General features: G+C 37.3%; 14 protein-coding genes. 10 read left to right on the forward strand and 4 right to left on the reverse strand.

What is annotated here, in order from left to right; genetic code table 11:
• A complete protein-coding gene (locus tag D0T60_RS12010) occupies nucleotides 1-1,620 on the reverse strand; it encodes an ABC-F family ATP-binding cassette domain-containing protein (protein ID WP_163218405.1) in 1,620 nt (539 codons plus the stop codon).
• A 239-nt stretch (nucleotides 1,621-1,859) separates the two neighbouring features.
• Between D0T60_RS12010 and D0T60_RS12015 the strand changes: the two genes are divergently transcribed.
• Nucleotides 1,860-2,459, forward strand: coding sequence for a nucleotide exchange factor GrpE (locus D0T60_RS12015; protein ID WP_163218406.1), 600 nt, complete (start codon nucleotides 1,860-1,862; stop codon nucleotides 2,457-2,459).
• Between the two features lie 11 nt (nucleotides 2,460-2,470).
• On the forward strand, nucleotides 2,471-3,649 hold the full coding sequence (gene dnaJ / locus D0T60_RS12020) for a molecular chaperone DnaJ (protein WP_163218407.1): 1,179 nt from the start codon (nucleotides 2,471-2,473) through the stop codon (nucleotides 3,647-3,649).
• 80 nt (nucleotides 3,650-3,729) lie between these two features.
• On the opposite strand, the gene D0T60_RS12025 is transcribed toward dnaJ, so the two are convergent.
• The 3 genes from D0T60_RS12025 to uvrA all read right to left on the reverse strand — a co-directional run bounded on the left by D0T60_RS12025 (nucleotide 3,730) and on the right by uvrA (nucleotide 8,765).
• Nucleotides 3,730-5,304: a peptide MFS transporter gene (locus D0T60_RS12025; protein WP_163218408.1), complete on the reverse strand. Its 1,575-nt coding sequence runs from the start codon at nucleotides 5,302-5,304 to the stop codon at nucleotides 3,730-3,732.
• A gap of 152 nt (nucleotides 5,305-5,456) precedes the next feature.
• On the reverse strand, nucleotides 5,457-5,933 hold the full coding sequence (gene ybaK, locus D0T60_RS12030) for a Cys-tRNA(Pro) deacylase (protein WP_163218409.1): 477 nt from the start codon (nucleotides 5,931-5,933) through the stop codon (nucleotides 5,457-5,459).
• Nucleotides 5,934-5,939: 6 nt separating this feature from the next.
• Complete coding sequence (uvrA, locus tag D0T60_RS12035) at nucleotides 5,940-8,765, reverse strand: excinuclease ABC subunit UvrA (protein ID WP_163218410.1); 2,826 nt, start codon at nucleotides 8,763-8,765, stop codon at nucleotides 5,940-5,942.
• Nucleotides 8,766-9,053: 288 nt separating this feature from the next.
• Here uvrA and D0T60_RS12040 point away from each other — a divergent pair, with 288 nt between their 5' ends.
• From D0T60_RS12040 to D0T60_RS18960, 8 genes are all read left to right on the forward strand, one after another.
• Nucleotides 9,054-10,676 carry a LysM peptidoglycan-binding domain-containing protein gene (locus tag D0T60_RS12040; protein WP_163218411.1) on the forward strand — a complete coding sequence of 541 codons (1,623 nt, stop codon included), beginning with the start codon at nucleotides 9,054-9,056 and terminating at the stop codon, nucleotides 10,674-10,676.
• 163 nt (nucleotides 10,677-10,839) lie between these two features.
• Entirely contained in the window at nucleotides 10,840-12,603 is a 1,764-nt protein-coding gene (locus D0T60_RS12045) for a LysM peptidoglycan-binding domain-containing protein (protein ID WP_163218412.1), read from the forward strand.
• A 9-nt stretch (nucleotides 12,604-12,612) separates the two neighbouring features.
• Nucleotides 12,613-13,314 (forward strand): porin family protein, encoded by a 702-nt coding sequence (locus tag D0T60_RS12050; protein WP_163218413.1) that lies wholly within the window; start codon nucleotides 12,613-12,615, stop codon nucleotides 13,312-13,314.
• A 183-nt stretch (nucleotides 13,315-13,497) separates the two neighbouring features.
• On the forward strand, nucleotides 13,498-13,791 hold the full coding sequence (locus tag D0T60_RS12055) for a hypothetical protein (RefSeq protein WP_163218414.1): 294 nt from the start codon (nucleotides 13,498-13,500) through the stop codon (nucleotides 13,789-13,791).
• 23 nt (nucleotides 13,792-13,814) lie between these two features.
• Nucleotides 13,815-14,105, forward strand: a complete 291-nt coding sequence (locus tag D0T60_RS12060) for a cell division protein ZapA (protein ID WP_163218415.1) — start codon at nucleotides 13,815-13,817, stop codon at nucleotides 14,103-14,105.
• A 102-nt stretch (nucleotides 14,106-14,207) separates the two neighbouring features.
• A complete protein-coding gene (gene rny / locus D0T60_RS12065; protein WP_163218416.1) occupies nucleotides 14,208-15,743 on the forward strand; it encodes a ribonuclease Y in 1,536 nt (511 codons plus the stop codon).
• 46 nt (nucleotides 15,744-15,789) lie between these two features.
• Nucleotides 15,790-16,467, forward strand: coding sequence for a copper homeostasis protein CutC (locus D0T60_RS12070; RefSeq protein WP_163218417.1), 678 nt, complete (start codon nucleotides 15,790-15,792; stop codon nucleotides 16,465-16,467).
• 135 nt (nucleotides 16,468-16,602) lie between these two features.
• Complete coding sequence (locus tag D0T60_RS18960) at nucleotides 16,603-16,737, forward strand: hypothetical protein (RefSeq protein WP_255491686.1); 135 nt, start codon at nucleotides 16,603-16,605, stop codon at nucleotides 16,735-16,737.
• Nucleotides 16,738-17,470: the final 733 nt, after the last annotated feature.

Below are 17,470 nucleotides of genomic sequence, written 5' to 3' on the forward strand. Positions count from 1 at the left end.
TTAGTTACTACTATACATGCGTTGACGTATTTCTTTGATGTGATCGGAAGTGATGTATTCATCATACTCCATCATCTTATCAATAATACCATTCGGAGTTAATTCAATAATACGATTGGCCACGGTTTGAATAAATTCGTGGTCATGAGAAGAGAAAAGAATATTTCCCTTATACATTTTCAAGTTATTGTTGAACGCCTGAATAGATTCAAGGTCAAGGTGATTCGTTGGAGTATCCAGAATCAAACAGTTGGCATTACGCAATTGCATACGAGCAATCATACAACGCATCTTCTCTCCTCCTGAAAGCACATTTACTTTCTTCAAAACCTCTTCGCCCGAGAACAACATTCTTCCGAGGAAGCTTTTCATATACACTTCATTACCTTCTCCGTACTGACTTAGCCAGTCTACCAAGTTTAAATTGGAGTCAAAGAAAGCTGTATTATCGAGCGGTAAATAAGCGGTAGTAATGGTTACCCCCCACTTAAAGTGTCCGGTATCAGGTTTTATATTATCGTTTATAATCTCGAAGAAGGCAGTCATAGCACGAGGATCCTTGGAAAGGAATACCACTTTATCCCCTTTCTCCACATTGAAGTTTACGTCGCTGAACAGAACCTCTCCTTCATCTGTCTTCTTGCTCAATCCTGAAACTTCAAGAATTTGATTTCCCGGTTCACGTTCAGGAGTGAAGATAATACCCGGATATTTGCGTGAAGAAGGTTTAATATCTTCCACATTAAGTTTCTCAAGCATCTTTTTACGACTGGTAGTTTGCTTGCTCTTTGCCACATTCGCACTAAAACGACGAATAAACTCTTCCAGTTCTTTCTTCTTTTCTTCCGCTTTTGCTTTTTGATTCTGTTGCTGACGAAGTGCCAACTGACTGGATTCATACCAGAAACTGTAGTTACCGGCAAACAGATTTATCTTACCATAGTCAATATCAACAGTATGTGTACATACAGAATCTAAGAAGTGACGGTCGTGACTTACAACCAATACTGTATGTTCAAAGTTAGATAAATACTCCTCCAACCAAGTGACAGTTTCCATATCCAAGTCATTGGTAGGCTCATCCAGCAGCAAGTTATCCGGGTTACCAAAAAGAGCTTGCGCCAACATGACACGTACTTTTTCATTACCGCTTAGGTCGCCCATCAACATATAATGTTTATCTTCTTTAATACCTAAGCCACTCAACAAAGAAGCGGCATCACTTTCCGCATTCCATCCGTCGAGTTCGGCAAACTTTTCTTCCAATTCAGAAACTTTCAGACCATCTTCATCGGTAAAATCTTCTTTGGCATATAAAACATCTCGTTGTTTCATAATATCCCAAAGTACGGTATGCCCCATCAATACAGTATCCAGCACTGTAAAAGCATCCCATTTAAAGTGATCCTGGCTCAATACAGAAAGACGTTCGCCGGGTCCCAATCCTATAGAACCGGTAGTAGGATCCAAATCACCACTAATAGCCCGAAGGAAAGTAGACTTTCCCGCCCCATTGGCTCCGATAATACCATAGCAGTTACCATTTGTAAACTTCAGGTTGACATCATTAAATAAAACCCTTTTACCAAACTGTACCGAAACGTTAGAAACTGTAATCATTGTTTATAATCATTTATTTTATAGGTGATTCACACGCTATTATTACTCAAATTGGGTGCAAAGGTAGTCATTTTAAATGAATTAGAGGACATAGAGCATACGTCAATCTGGCATAAATAGCTATCTTTGCGAAATCTTTGCCGTAAACAATCATCTTGGCAAAGTTTTTGCTACTGAAAGGTAAATTCAATACACTACTTATAGCTATGATATTTAACAGAAATAAAAAAACAAACAATATGGATCCAAAAGAGAAAAAGAAAATGGAAGAAGAGGAGTTAAAAACAAAATCGGATGAAAACTCTACAGAAAACGAAGAGCAACTGCAAGATGCTGTAAATGAAGAAGCACAAACGGAAACTCCTTTATCCAGAGAAGAAGAATTGGAAAAACAAATAGAGGAGCTTAATGAGCAAATCAACGATCAGAAAGATAAGTATCTACGCCTTTCTGCCGAATTCGACAATTACCGGAAACGCACCATGAAGGAAAAAGCAGAGCTAATCTTAAATGGAAGCGAGAAAAGTATCGTCACTTTGCTACCTGTTCTTGATGATATGGAGAGAGCTCTGAAAACAATGGAAACAGCGAAAGATGTAGAAGCTGTAAAAGAAGGAGTAGATCTTATATACAACAAGTTCATCTCCATCTTATCTCAAAACGGGGTGAAAATCATTGAAACAGCAAATCTGCCTCTTGATACCGACTATCACGAAGCAATTGCTGTAGTACCCGCTCCTTCGGAAGATGCAAAAGGGAAAATTCTGGATACTGTTCAAACAGGATATACAATGAATGACAAAGTGATTCGTCATGCTAAAGTTGTAGTAGGAGAATAATAAAGAAATATATGTCAAAAAGAGATTATTATGAAGTGCTGGAAGTGTCGAAAGATGCATCAGCTGATGAAATAAAGAAAGCATATCGTAAAAAGGCGATTCAATATCACCCGGACAAGAATCCGGGCGATAAAGAAGCCGAAGATAAATTTAAAGAAGCTGCCGAAGCTTATGACGTGCTCAGCAACGCAGATAAACGTGCCCGCTACGATCAATTTGGTCATGCCGGAATGAGCGGAGCTGCCGGAAATGGTGGACCTTTCGGAGGTGGATTCGGCGGTGGCGGTATGTCTATGGACGATATATTCTCCATGTTTGGTGATATCTTTGGTGGCCATAGCGGTGGCTTTGGAGGCTTCAGTGGCTTTGGAGGCGGTGGCGGAGGTAGCCAGAAAAGACGCTTCCGTGGTTCAGACCTTCGTGTAAAGGTAAAACTGAATCTAAAAGAGGTTGCCAGTGGCGTTGAAAAGAAATTCAAGCTCAAAAAATATGTAGATTGCGACCATTGTCATGGTAGTGGTGCCGAAGGAAGTGGAGGAGTGGAAACTTGCTCTACCTGTAAAGGAAGTGGTAGTATCATCAAGAACCAACAAACAATTTTAGGCACCATGCAAACCCGCACTACATGTCCTACATGTAGCGGAGAAGGTACTATTATTAAGAATAAGTGTAAAGTTTGCGGTGGAGACGGTATTGTGCATGGAGAAGAAGTTGTAAGCGTAAAAATTCCTGCAGGTGTAGCCGAAGGCATGCAACTATCCATGAGTGGCAAAGGTAATGCTGGTAAACACAATGGAGTACCCGGAGACTTACTGATTCAGGTACAGGAAGAAGCACACCCGGACTTAATTCGTGATGATAACGACTTGATCTACAATCTCCTATTAAGCTTCCCAACAGCTGCCTTAGGCGGCACTGTAGAAATCCCAACCATCGACAATAAAGTAAAAGTTAAGATTGATGCCGGAACCCAGCCGGGCAAAGTTCTTCGTTTACGTGGCAAAGGCTTGCCAAGCGTGAATGGATATGGTACAGGAGATTTATTAGTAAATGTCAGTGTATATGTGCCGGAAACTTTGAGTAAAGACGAAAAAGGAACCTTGGAGAAATTAGAATCTGCCGAGAACTTTAAACCAAGTACTTCGGTAAAAGAAAAAATATTCAAGAAGTTTAAGAGTTTCTTTGATTAAGAAGAAGCTATTAAAAGAAATCGGGCTGACTTGGAAATCCAAATCAGCCCGATTTTATTTTATATCTGCTTGATTCTAATTTACTTGGCTACTCTTTCTAACCATTTTACCATGGCAATCATAGTAAACATTGATATAAGACATGCAACAACAAATATACACCAAGTCATCCAGATTGGAATACTTTGATAGAAAATTGCTCCAATAAACAACAATTGGTTACCTACAGCTGTGGCACCTAACCAACAACCTTGCATAATACCTTGATATTGAGGAGGAGCAACCTTGGATACAAAAGAAATACCCAAAGGACTGATAAATAGCTCGGCTATAGTCAGTATTATATAAGTTCCTATCAGCAAGAATGGAGTTACACGCATTTCCTGTGGTAAAACCCTAATGGTATTAACAATTGTATCACCCGAATCCGTCTTGACTTTCTCAAACAAAGAAGACCACAAAGGAAGGTCAGCAATATAAGACCCATAAGCCATAACACAATACGCTAATGCTGCAATTCCCATCCCTATTGCAATTTTTCTAGGTGTAGATGGTTCTTTACCGCGCGCACGCAACCAGCCAAACAATCCCATAACAAGCGGAGTCAATAACACTACACACAAAGGATTGATAGATTGAAATACCTCTGCACCCTCTATAGTCGTAAAATTAAGATCCACCTTTACGGCCGAAAGGTCTGTATATTCTTTAGCAAAGGAAGTTAATGTAAGTCCATTTTGATGGAAAGAGAACCAGAAAAAGATTACAACACCAAATACTGCAAATAAAGCATACATACGTTGCTTGATCTCTTTAATATCCATTTCAGTAACAGGAGTTGCAGAAGCATTTGTCTGTGCAACTTTACCTTTCTCGTCTGCTGGGAAATTCTTCTTATTAAGTAAAAAGACAACTAAGGAAATAGCCATTGCAACAATTGCACAAGCAAAAGCATAATGAAATCCAGTTGTAAATACATCTAAATATTCATTAGCAAAAGCAGTTAAGTCTGTACGACCAAATTGGTCTGCAAATAATCGTAATTGTTCTGTTGTTTCAGCATTAAGAGTGCCAGCTAATTGACCGTGACACAAAGAAGGCATATCGGCATTGTATACAAAACCATTTGTCTTGAGCCACCAGTTTCTAATAAGAACAGCAAGCAATGGAGCGAAAATAGCTCCAACATTAATAAACATATAAAAGAGAGAGAATCCGGAATCTCTCATTTTAGAGTATTTTTCATCGTCGTACATCTTACCTACTAAAGCTTGCAAATTGCCTTTAAATAATCCGTTACCAAAAGCAATCACAAATAAACCAACACAAGTTAAAGTAAGATATAAAGCAAATTCTTTTACTGGAGTAGGAGAAGGAATTGCAATTAATCCATAACCAACAGCCATTAAAATAAGCCCTGTAAGGATTGTCCCTCTAAAGTTCTTAGTCTTATCTGCAATAAGTCCACCGACTAAAGCCAACAAATATATAAGAGCATAAAACACTGAATAAATAAGTCCGGCTCGTGTTCCGTCAAAACCAAATTTTGCTTGCAGGAAAAGCACTAATATAGCCATCATAATGTAGAAGCCAAAGCGTTCTCCCATATTAGAGAGAGCTGCTCCAAGTAATCCTTTAGGATGATTCTTAAACATAGAAGTAATAGTTTAAAGTAGTATAATTAATAAATTTCAAAATTATAATAGTGCAAATATAATCACAAGAAATAAATAAATGGCATAAAGAGTGAATAAATATCAAAGAAAAACCTCCTATACCATAGATAGAGGAGGTTTTATCTTTCATTTTAACACAAAGTAGCGACATGTATCGCTACCAAATTTATTAAATCACTTGGGTTTATCTTAATCTGAAGCCCTCGTTGCCCGGCACTGATATATATAAAGTCATATAAAAGGCAGGTTTCATGAATATAAGTTGGGAAAGGCTTTTTCATCCCTATGGGAGAACATGCTCCACGTATATATCCGGTTATTGAGAGAAGTTCTTTCATCGGAATCATTTCACAATTCTTATTTCCGGATACTTTAGCAGCCAGCTTTAAACCAAGTTCTTTATCACCCGGAATAACGCAAACGAAATAGCCAATTTTATCGCCATGCAAAACAAGAGTCTTAAAGACTTGCTCCACATCTTCTCCCAAAGTCTCGGCAACATGGATAGCACTTAAATCACTTTCATCTACTGTATAAGGAATCAGTTCATAAGCGATTTTTGCTTTATCCAATAACCGAGCAGCATTTGTTTTCTGTATCTTAGCCATGAGATATTATGGTTTTAATTCATCGCGTAAGAATTTAGGAGTGTACCCTTTCTTACTTTTAGCAACCTCTTCCGGAGTACCGAAACTAAGGAGCTTTCCTCCGCCCTTTCCTCCTTCTGGTCCCATATCAATAATGTAATCAGCCATTTTAATAACATCCAGATTGTGTTCAATAACAATTACAGTATTTCCTCTATTCACGAGTTTATCTAACACTCCAAGTAAAATGCGTATATCCTCAAAATGAAGTCCGGTTGTAGGTTCATCAAGAATATAGAGCGTCTTTCCGGTATCTCGTTTAGAAAGTTCGGTAGCTAATTTCACACGTTGACTTTCGCCACCGGATAAGGTTGTAGAAGATTGCCCCAGTTTAATATACCCCAAACCAACTTCTTGTAAAACCTTGATTTTATTTAAGATTTGAGGCACATTTTCAAAGAACTCAACCGCCCGATTGATAGTCATATCCAATACATCGGCTATAGATTTTCCTTTGAAACGAACTTCCAGCGTTTCACGGTTATAACGTTTGCCATGACAAATTTCACAAGGCACATATACATCCGGCAGGAAATTCATTTCAATGGTTTTATAACCATTTCCGGAACAAGCTTCACAACGTCCGCCAGACACATTAAAAGAGAATCGTCCGGGTTTATATCCGCGTATTTTGGCTTCGGGAAGTTCTACGAATAAGTTACGAATATCGGTAAACACACCGGTATATGTGGCAGGATTAGACCTTGGTGTACGCCCTAAAGGAGATTGATCCACATCCACCACCTTATCTATATACTCTAAGCCCTCTATTGATTTATATTCTAAAGGATCTTGCAAAGAACGATAGAACTTTTGAGATAGAATAGGATGAAGTGTTTCATTGATTAACGTCGACTTACCACTTCCGGAAACTCCGGTTACACAAATCAATTTGCCTAAAGGAAATTCTACATCCACATTTTTCAGGTTATTGCCTTTAGCACCACGTAGCCATAAAGAATGCCCATTACCTTCCCGACGTTTTTCCGGTATCTCTATTTTCTTTTTCCCGTTTAAATATTGAGAAGTAAGTGTATCCGTCTTCAGCATCTCCTGAGGAGTACCGGAAAATACCACCTCCCCTCCCAGCCTACCGGCTTTGGGGCCCATATCAATCACATAATCGGCGGCAAACATCATGTCTTTATCATGCTCAACTACAATTACGGAGTTACCAATATCTCTTAATTCTTTCAGAGAGTTAATCAAACGTAAATTGTCTCTTTGATGAAGTCCGATACTTGGCTCATCCAGAATATAAAGTACATTCACTAATTGCGAACCTATCTGAGTAGCTAATCGAATACGCTGGCTTTCTCCCCCCGACAGACTTACTGAACTACGATTTAGAGATAGATAATCCAACCCCACATCCAAAAGAAATTTAAGTCTGGTTTGTATTTCCTTAAGTATTTCAGTGGCAATCTTTTTTTGTTTGGAGGATAGATATTGATCAACATGCTGTAACCATTCATACAGTTCGCAAACATCCATCGTTGCCAATTCATAAATATTCTTATCATGAATGCGATAAGCTAAAGCTTCTTTATTAAGTCGGGCTCCATTACATTCCGGACAAACAGTAGTGCGTGCAAATTGGTCTGCCCACTTTTGAGCTGTGGCAGATGCATCTTTCTCTTGCTGCATTTTAATGTACTTCACTACTCCTTCATACGTCACAAAATAATCTGAAGAGGTTCCTATTAAAGTTCCTTTGAGCTTGATTCGATCGTCGGAGCCATAAAGTATCTCTTCCAGAATATCATCCGTCAAATTCTTAATGGGTGTTTTTAAAGTTACTTCATGTTTCTCCAACAAGGCAGCGATCTGCCAAAAGATCATTGAGTTCTTATATTTACCCAATGGAGCAATACCTCCTTCATGCACAGATAATTTCCGATCCGGAATCACCTTATCTATATCAATCTGATTAACTATTCCAAGCCCCTTACACTTAGGACAAGCACCTTGTGGAGAGTTAAAAGAAAAATTATGGGGAGCCGGTTCTTTATAGGAAAGTCCGGTAAGAGGAGACATTAAACGTTTACTGTAATGTCGGATTTCCATTGTTTGTGCATCCAGAATCATAATTAATCCATCTCCCTGACGCATGGCAGTGGCAACACTTTGCTTCAAGCGCTTATCATCTTTATCGCTTACCACCATCTTATCTATCACAACTTCGATATCATGATTCTTGTAGCGATCTAACTTCATGCCATGAGTAATCTCTTTAACTTCTCCATCTACCCGCACATGGAGATAGCCTTTTTTGCGTACATTCTCGAACAACTCTTTATAATGTCCTTTACGAGTACGTACCAAAGGAGCCAGCATAAATATTTTCTTCCCATTATAATCTTTAAGAATCAGGTCTAAGATTTGTTCCTCGGTATATTTAACCATCTTCTCACCTGACAGATAAGAATATGCATCTCCTGCTCTGGCAAATAACAAACGGAGATAGTCATAAATCTCTGTTGTTGTGCCTACTGTAGAACGAGGATTGCGATTGGTTGTTTTTTGTTCAATAGATATAACCGGGCTAAGACCTGTAATCTTATCAACATCAGGTCGCTCCAAATTCCCTAAAAAATTACGTGCATAAGCAGAAAAAGTCTCAATATACCGACGTTGCCCTTCTGCAAAAATTGTATCGAAAGCTAAAGAAGATTTTCCACTGCCACTTAATCCGGTTATAACAGTTAAACTGTTGCGGGGCATTTCGGCATCAATATCTTTTAAATTATGTACACGAGCACCATATACATTTATATATTCTGTTTCCTGCATGTTCTGAAAATTAGTCTGCAAAATTAATATTTCCTGTTCAAATAAACTTTTAAGAGCCTGCTTAAATTTCGTATGTTCTTTTATTTTGTGCTATTTTTAGATTGTTTGCTTTCTTTTAAAGTGAGAATAGCAGACTATTAAACCCGAAAAAAGAGAAAAATAGGTTCTTTAGAGTATTGAATTAATAGTTTTTTATTGAAACGATGATTAAAAACAAAAAAAAATATATCTTTGCATTATTAGATATTTACAACACAATTTACTAATAAAATATTTAATATAGAAGCGATGAAACTTATTACCTTTTTGCTATTTCTGTGCCTTGTTTTTTCTCCAGGTGTCAAGCCTTTGGCGCAAGGATCTTCAAATTATGTTCTCCACACTATCAAACAAGGAGAAAGTTTATACTCCATTTCAAACATGTACGATGTAGGAAAAGAGGAGATTGTTCGTATGAATCCCGGATGTGAAAAGAAAATATATGCGGGAAACACATTAAAAATCCCACAAGATTATGTTCAGGCACCGTCGTCTGTTAACAATGATGTTTTCCATACTGTTCAGGAAGGGGAAACTTTTTATAGACTGTCGGTTATGTATCAGGTTAGCTTAAAAGAGATTATGGAAGCCAACCCTGAAATAAGTGCGGAAAGTCTTAAAGTGGGTGATGTAGTTCGTATACCCTCATCAAAAATGCTTTTGCAGGAAACAACGGCTATATCAAGAGCCGCCACTACCACTACTACCACTACTACTAAAAAAACTGAAACTTATAATTTGCCTGTATCGACCAGAGCCATTCTTAATGAAATAGACCGGGAGATAGATCAGGAAATACAGAAAAGTTTAATCCTTAAAGTAGCGGTTATATTGCCTTCGCCAACAAAAAAAGTTACTGAATCGGTGCGTAGAAACCGCTTTTATGAAGGTTTTCAAGCTGCTATAGACAGTCTTAAAAGACAAAACATAACAGTAGAACTATCTGTATATAATGTAGGAAACGATGCCAGCTCAATTAATACTATTTTAGCTAAAAGCGAGTTGAGACAAGCTAATATTATATATGCTCCTTTAAACGAGATGTATATTAAACCATTGATTACTTTTTCTAATGATCAAAAAATCCCATTAGTAATACCTTATGCTACAGAAGATATTGATTTATCATGGAATCCCAACACCTATCTGGTGAAAGCTCCTCCTCATTATCTTTACCAAGGAGTATATAATTGCTTTCTTCGTAAATTCCCCAACCCCAATGTTATATTGTTAGACGGATTGAGCACCGATAAGGACAAAGCCTCTTTCATCAGCGGATTAAAAAACGAATTAATAAACAATGGAGCACCTGTACAAACAATAAACTCAATCCTTACTACTGATATTTTAAAATCGACATTGCGACTCGATAAAGAAAATGTTTTTGTTCTGACAAGCGGAAGTAATGCTGCATTAACCAAATCAATTGCACATCTTAAAAAGGTTATTAAAGATAATCCCGATTTTAGAATTAGTGTATTCGGCTATCCTGAATGGCAAAATTATACCGGAAACAACATGATAGAAAATCTGTTTGAGATTAATGCATATATTTATTCTTCTCACTATAACAAATCTCTTAATCTGACACAAAATCCGGCTACTGCTTTCCTTAAATGGTATCAAAGAAGACTTTTATCCATATACCCATCAGATAAAACAATGGGATTTGAAACCAGCTATTTCTTTTTAAAAGGACTATTTGACTATGGAACCGAGTTGAATAATAATATTCAGAATATAGATACCGAATTAATTAAAAACGGATTCAAATTTGAACAGATAAATAATGGAGGCGGATACGTTAACAGAGATATTTTCTTTATAAACTACGCAAAAGACCTCATGCTAAATAAAGTGGTATTTAAATAATCCTAACTATAAAATGCTATACAAAAGAGAGAATTTTATTCTCTCTTTTTTTATTATTCTTGAATAAAACATAAACTGCCATTCAATTATTACCTAAATATTTGGTATTATTTGTACCTTTGCCCTCATTAGTATCTAATTTTTAAATACATATATTCTAAGTATGGAATCTATTAAGCGTGTATTGCTTCTATTTCTTATATGCTATTCTTCCATAGCAACACTTACAGCACAAGAAAACAATTCTTTTTTCCTTCATACCATAGAAAAGGGACAAAATCTATATTCCATATCCAGCATGTATGGAATTAACAAGGCTGATATCATTCGTTTAAATCCCGGATGTGAAGAAAAAATATACGCAGGAAAAACTTTAAAAATACCTCAACAGGTAAGTAACAAAGAACAGACAGAGATTTTTCATACCATCCAACCCGGCGAAACCTTATACAAATTGACAACTATGTATAAAGTGTCTGCTAAAGCCATTACAGACGAGAACCCGGGATTAAGTGCTGAAAACTTCAAAATAGGGCAAGTAATTCGTATACCGGAGAAAGGGGCTGTTGCTATTGAAGTTCTTCCGGAAGTCATTCCACAAATTCAGCCGGAAGTAAAACCTAAATGCAAGGAAATGCATAAGGTGAAAAGAAAAGAAACAATCTTTAGTGTTAGCCGCGAATATGGAATCACAGAACAAGAGCTAAAGGACGCTAATCCGGAACTTAACAAGGGCATGAAAAAAGGTCAGCTACTATGCATTCCCTATCCTCAAAACAAAGAAGAAAAGCAACAGCAGGTGATAACTCCCCCTACAGATAAAGAGTTGTTTAAGAACACAAAAGAAGCTGCAGAAAAGATACAGACAATCAAAGCTGCTGTTATACTTCCTTTCTTATCCGGTAGCAAGAGTGATGCAAGTAAAATGGTAGAATATTATGAAGGGTTTTTATTGGCAGTAGACAGTTTAAAGCGCCAAAAAGTCTCCATGGATATCTATACATATAATTCCGGAGATGAAAACAGTTCCATCGCTCCGATTCTTGCCAAAGAAGAACTCAAGAATATGGATGTCATATTCGGCCCGCTTCATCAACAGCATATAAAACCATTGGCAGAATTTGCAGATGCTAATAATATTCGCTTGGTAATTCCATTTAGTTCTAAAGACAATGAAGTATTTCAGAATCCTAATATCTTCCAAATTAACACTCCTCAATCTTATTTGTATTCCGAAGTATATGATCATTTCACCAAACAATTTCCAAATTCAAATGTCATTATCTTAGGCGGATTGGCGGAAGAAAAAGACAAAGTTGAATTTATTGCAGGACTCGAAACTGAACTAAAGAAGAAAAACATCCTGGTACAAACTGTTAATGGAAATATTTCTTCTGCTACTTTAAAAAGTTTTCTTCAAACAGATAAGGTGAATATTTTCATACCTACTTCCGGTAGTGATTTAGCACTGATTAAACTTATACCTCAGCTCAAATTATTAATCAGAGAAAATCCGGGACATAAGATACACTTATTCGGATATCCGGAATGGCAAGTATATACTAAAGACCATCTGGAAAGCTTCTTTGAGTTAGATACTTATTTCTACTCATCATTTTATACAAATAACTTGCTTCCATCTGCAATCAATTTCATTAATAACTACCATAAATGGTATACTAAAGAAATGATGAATATATACCCCAAATATGGAATGTTAGGATTTGATACCGGTTATTATTTCCTAAGCGGTTTAGCCAAGTATGGAACCGGCTTTGAAGAGAATCTATTAAAAACAGATATTGTTCCCATACAAACAGGCTTCAAATTTGAACGTGTTAATAATTGGGGAGGATTTATTAATAAAAAAGTATTCTTCGTTCACTTCACCAAAGATTTTGAACCTATTAAATTAGACTTTGAATAATAGAAATTAATGATTAATAAACACATTAAATTAATCTTCCCATTCTTACTTACATTCATTAGTTTGCAAAGCATGGGACAAGTCGGGGAATTACGCGATAACTTTTCCGTTGGCTTCAATGGAGGAGTTAATTATAGTAATGTTACCTTTGAGCCATACAAAATTAAGCAAAATGGTTTGATGGGATTCTCCGGAGGGTTAACAGCACGCTACATCTCCGAGAAGTACTTTGCTATGATCTGTGGTATACAACTTGAAATAAACTATTCTCAACGAGGCTGGGATGAAAAGTTTGAAGATGAGCCACAATACTCCTACAGTCACACAATGAACTATCTCGAAATCCCTCTTTTAGCACACCTCGCATTTGGAAAAGAGAGAGGAGCTCGCTTTTTTCTTAATATGGGACCTCAAATAGGTTTCTTATTGAGCGAATCGGAAAAGATAAGTAATCCTTTTAATCCCACCATTATTAAAGGAGGCACTAAAGAGCAATATGGAAAAATGGCTGACAAAAAATTCGATTACGGAATTACCGGCGGCCTCGGACTTGAAATAAGAACGAAAAGTATCGGAAACTTCTTGTTGGAAGGAAGATACTACTTTGGATTATCCGACTTTTATAACAACACCAAGAAAGATGTATTTTCGCGTTCTGCCCATACAGTTATTATGGGAAAATTAACGTATTTGTTTGATTTAAGGAAGTAGTATATGATCCGCTTTTGAAGATAAAAAGCGGATCGTAAAATCCATATTTACCTCAAAGCTTCCTCTCATGCTTCCTTATATTATCCCATATTAAACAAAATTCTATAATTATCTCCTAAAATACTACGAAAAGTTTTTGTAGTCTCATTCGAAATCGTAATTTTGTGTACAATTTTGGGTAGAATGACAAAAGAAGAAAAAGAGTTATTACAAACTTTTGAAGCCAGAATTAGACATTTAATCCATTTGCACGATGAATTAAAACGTGAAAATCATGGATTGAAACAACTTCTTGAAGAAAAAGAACAAGAAATAGAGAAGGGACTGGCAGATTACAAGAAACTGGAATCGGACTACTCGAACCTAAAAACAGCTATGACAATCAGCCTTAACGGCAGTGACGTAAAAGAGACGAAACTGCGATTGTCGAAATTAGTGCGTGAAGTCGATAAATGCATTGCTTTATTAAATGAATAACGTTGAATCAAAGCAATAAATGTATGAACGATAAAATAAAGATAAAGCTGCAAATTGCAGATTCTTATTATCCGTTAACCATTAAACCCGAAGATGAACAGATGGTAAGGGATGCTGCAAAGCAGGTAAATATCAGACTTAATGCGTACCGAAAGCATTTCCCGAATCAGGAACCTAAAGATACAATAGCCATGGTGGCTTATGAGTTTTCTTTAGAAATACTGAAGCAAAAAGACAGAAATGATACGGCACCGTATACAGAAAAAATAAAAGAATTGACAGGAATACTCGAAGATCACTTCAAACAAGAGTAACCCTGACTAACTAAAGAAAACCCACGCACTGCTGTGATGATCAAGGTAGATACTTTGGCCATACGGTAGTGCGTTTTTATTTATATTAATAATTATTGAACAATGGTAGAAATTATAGTAACATCCATCGTATGTTTCATCGTAGGAGGAATAGTAGGCTACATGTTATTCAGACATGTACTGAAATCCAAATACAACAGCAAAATGAAAGAAGCTGAGATAGAAGCAGAAGCTATTAAAAAGAACAAACTGCTTGAAGTGAAGGAGAAATTCCTGAATAAAAAAGCAGACCTTGAAAAGGAGGTTTCCGCACGTAACCAAAGAATACAACAAGCGGAAAACAAGTTGAAACAACGTGAATTGGTTATTAACCAACGTAACGAAGAAGTACAACGCAAAAAGTCTGAAGCCGATGCAGTAAGAGAGAATCTGGAAGCACAGTTGGTTATTGTAGATAAGAAGAAAGACGAACTTGATAAGTTGCAACAACAAGAAGTTATAAAATTAGAGGCTATATCAGGAATTTCTGCCGAAGAAGCTAAAGAACGTTTGGTAGATTCACTTAAAGAAGAAGCTAAAACAATGGCGCAATCTTATATCAATGATATTATGGATGATGCCAAATTAACTGCCAATAAAGAAGCCAAACGTATTGTGGTACAATCCATTCAACGTGTGGCTACCGAAACAGCTATCGAAAACTCCGTAACGGTATTCCATATTGAATCGGACGAAATCAAAGGAAGAATCATCGGTCGCGAAGGCCGTAACATTCGTGCTCTCGAAGCCGCTACCGGTGTAGAAATTGTAGTTGATGATACTCCCGAAGCCATTGTACTTTCAGCGTTCGACCCTGTTCGTCGTGAAATTGCTCGTTTGGCTCTGCACCAATTAGTTACCGACGGACGTATTCACCCTGCCCGTATCGAAGAGGTGGTAGCTAAAGTACGCAAGCAAGTAGAAGAAGAGATTATTGAAACCGGTAAACGTACCACCATCGATTTAGGTATTCATGGCTTACACCCCGAACTGATTCGTATCATCGGTAAAATGAAATATCGCTCTTCTTATGGACAGAACCTACTGCAACACTCTCGCGAAACAGCTAATCTTTGTGCTGTAATGGCATCGGAGTTAGGACTTAATCCTAAAAAAGCGAAACGTGCCGGACTCTTACACGATATAGGTAAAGTGCCCGATGAAGAGCCGGAATTGCCACACGCCTTGCTTGGTATGAAATTGGCCGAGAAATATAAAGAAAAGCCAGACATCTGCAATGCCATCGGCGCACACCACGATGAAGTAGAAATGACAAGTCTGTTAGCTCCTATCGTGCAAGTATGTGATGCCATCTCGGGTGCTCGTCCGGGTGCTCGCCGCGAAATAGTAGAGGCTTATATCAAACGCTTGAACGATCTTGAGCAATTAGCGATGGCTTATCCCGGGGTAACCAAAACGTATGCTATTCAGGCGGGTCGCGAGCTTCGTGTTATTGTAGGTGCCGATAAAATTGATGATAAGCAAACAGAAAACTTATCTGGTGAAATAGCTAAGAAGATCCAGGATGAAATGACTTATCCGGGACAGGTGAAGATCACCGTAATTCGCGAAACCAGAGCTGTTAGTTTCGCTAAGTAACCTTATAAATTAATATGTAGCACGGAGCTATTTAAAACTTAACATCATGTATTTATTTGAAGTTTGTGCCAATTCTGTAGAAAGTAGTATAGCAGCTCAAGAAGGGGGTGCTCATCGTGTAGAGCTATGTGCAGGGATCTCCGAAGGAGGAACAACTCCTTCTTACGGCGAAATTATCACCGCCCGGAGGTTATTATCCATCAAATTACATGTTATCATTCGCCCCCGTGGAGGAGATTTTTGCTACAATGAGTTAGAAGCCGAAATTATGGAACGCGATATCCGTTTTGCCAAAGAAGCCGGGGTAGACGGAGTGGTATTCGGTTGCCTAACCCCCGAAGGAAATATCGACATCCCATTAACACAAAGATTAATGAAAGCCTCCGAAGGACTCTCCGTAACTTTCCATCGTGCTTTTGATGATTGCGCAAACCCCATGCAAGCACTGGAAGAAATCATTGAATTAGGTTGTAACCGTATATTAACCTCCGGACAAAAACCCGTGGCAGAAGAAGGAATACCTTTAATTAAGGAACTTGTAGCCAAAGCCGGTGATCGTATTATCATTCTTCCGGGAAGCGGAATTAGCGAAAGCAACATTAAGAAAATAGAAATGGAAACAAAAGCCAAGGAGTTCCACTTCTCTGTTCGCGAGCAGATAGGCAATCGCAGTGTTACTACCGCAAGAAGGGTTATAAACACAATTCAAGCAGTAGAAAAGTGAAAACGCCATGTTTGAATAAACTTTTCATGTTATAAAACATGTTTTCGAAGAACTTTTCGTATCTTTGTAGCGTTATAAAGATAAAGAAGTAAAAACCGTTCTTCAAAACGTGAGGAACAATAAAAGATGAAAATTATGAAAACTTATTCAAACGAAATCGCAAAATTGCAGTATCAAATTAAAAGATATCAAGCAATGAGAAATGGAACCATGTGTCAGATGCTGACCAACAAACTCCAAAAACTGCTGGAAAAGCAGTCTGCCATGTAAAAAAACACATTTATTATATTTTAAAGAAAGGAGCTTTTGCTCCTTTTTTTATTATAAGTAGCCATTCAAAATTAGTTTTATATATATTGAGTACATTAATTGAATATGAATCCCCTACGGGGATTCATTGATAATGAGTAGATGATAACAAATAGTATAAACTAATTCTGAACACTTACTTACTTAAAAAAACCATAGAAGAACTTGTTCAAATATCCACAGAAGAACTATGAATTCCCCTGAATTAGCCACATATTTAGAGGTTTTTCACCCGTAATTTTAAGGTCCTTTTTTTCTACTTTTTCACTGTTTCGTAAACCTATTTCTTATTTTTTCGAACTGAAAAACAATTCAAATTCATTTATCTCATAATAGCAAACAAGTTGTTTAGTAGTAGCAAACAGGTTGTTTCATACCACAAAACAACTGAATACGCACTTTCATCCCTCCACTAAAACGCTCCATATTTTTACCTATATTGAAGCGTGCTGGCAAATTTGCCGTCACGCTGCCAGCACGGGTTGCCAGCACGCTATAACTACATGTATTTCAGATAGATACAAGCAAATCGTGCTGGCGTGCTGGCAAAAATGCAAAAAACAAAACTCTGGGAGGAGTAGGAATGCACCAACCTAAACAGGGCATCCACTCAATAATCTCAACAGTTGAATTTTCAATATTTGCATAAGCTTGTCGCTCCATACCATCAAGTTAAGGGTTATTGCCTTTTTTC

Source organism: Bacteroides sp. 224 (assembly GCF_010500995.1).
Taxonomy (GTDB): Bacteria; Bacteroidota; Bacteroidia; order Bacteroidales; family Bacteroidaceae; genus Bacteroides.

Coding starts and splice junctions, on each gene's coding strand:
- D0T60_RS18960 (WP_255491686.1), top strand. CDS start 16,603: ATGAAAACTTATTCAAACGAAATCGCAAAATTGCAGTATCAAATTAAA.
- D0T60_RS12060 (WP_163218415.1), top strand. CDS start 13,815: ATGAACGATAAAATAAAGATAAAGCTGCAAATTGCAGATTCTTATTAT.
- ybaK (WP_163218409.1), bottom strand. CDS start 5,933: ATGGCTAAGATACAGAAAACAAATGCTGCTCGGTTATTGGATAAAGCA.
- D0T60_RS12045 (WP_163218412.1), top strand. CDS start 10,840: ATGGAATCTATTAAGCGTGTATTGCTTCTATTTCTTATATGCTATTCT.
- D0T60_RS12010 (WP_163218405.1), bottom strand. CDS start 1,620: ATGATTACAGTTTCTAACGTTTCGGTACAGTTTGGTAAAAGGGTTTTA.
- rny (WP_163218416.1), top strand. CDS start 14,208: ATGGTAGAAATTATAGTAACATCCATCGTATGTTTCATCGTAGGAGGA.
- D0T60_RS12015 (WP_163218406.1), top strand. CDS start 1,860: ATGGATCCAAAAGAGAAAAAGAAAATGGAAGAAGAGGAGTTAAAAACA.
- D0T60_RS12055 (WP_163218414.1), top strand. CDS start 13,498: ATGACAAAAGAAGAAAAAGAGTTATTACAAACTTTTGAAGCCAGAATT.
- D0T60_RS12050 (WP_163218413.1), top strand. CDS start 12,613: ATGATTAATAAACACATTAAATTAATCTTCCCATTCTTACTTACATTC.
- D0T60_RS12025 (WP_163218408.1), bottom strand. CDS start 5,304: ATGTTTAAGAATCATCCTAAAGGATTACTTGGAGCAGCTCTCTCTAAT.
- uvrA (WP_163218410.1), bottom strand. CDS start 8,765: ATGCAGGAAACAGAATATATAAATGTATATGGTGCTCGTGTACATAAT.
- dnaJ (WP_163218407.1), top strand. CDS start 2,471: ATGTCAAAAAGAGATTATTATGAAGTGCTGGAAGTGTCGAAAGATGCA.
- D0T60_RS12040 (WP_163218411.1), top strand. CDS start 9,054: ATGAAACTTATTACCTTTTTGCTATTTCTGTGCCTTGTTTTTTCTCCA.
- D0T60_RS12070 (WP_163218417.1), top strand. CDS start 15,790: ATGTATTTATTTGAAGTTTGTGCCAATTCTGTAGAAAGTAGTATAGCA.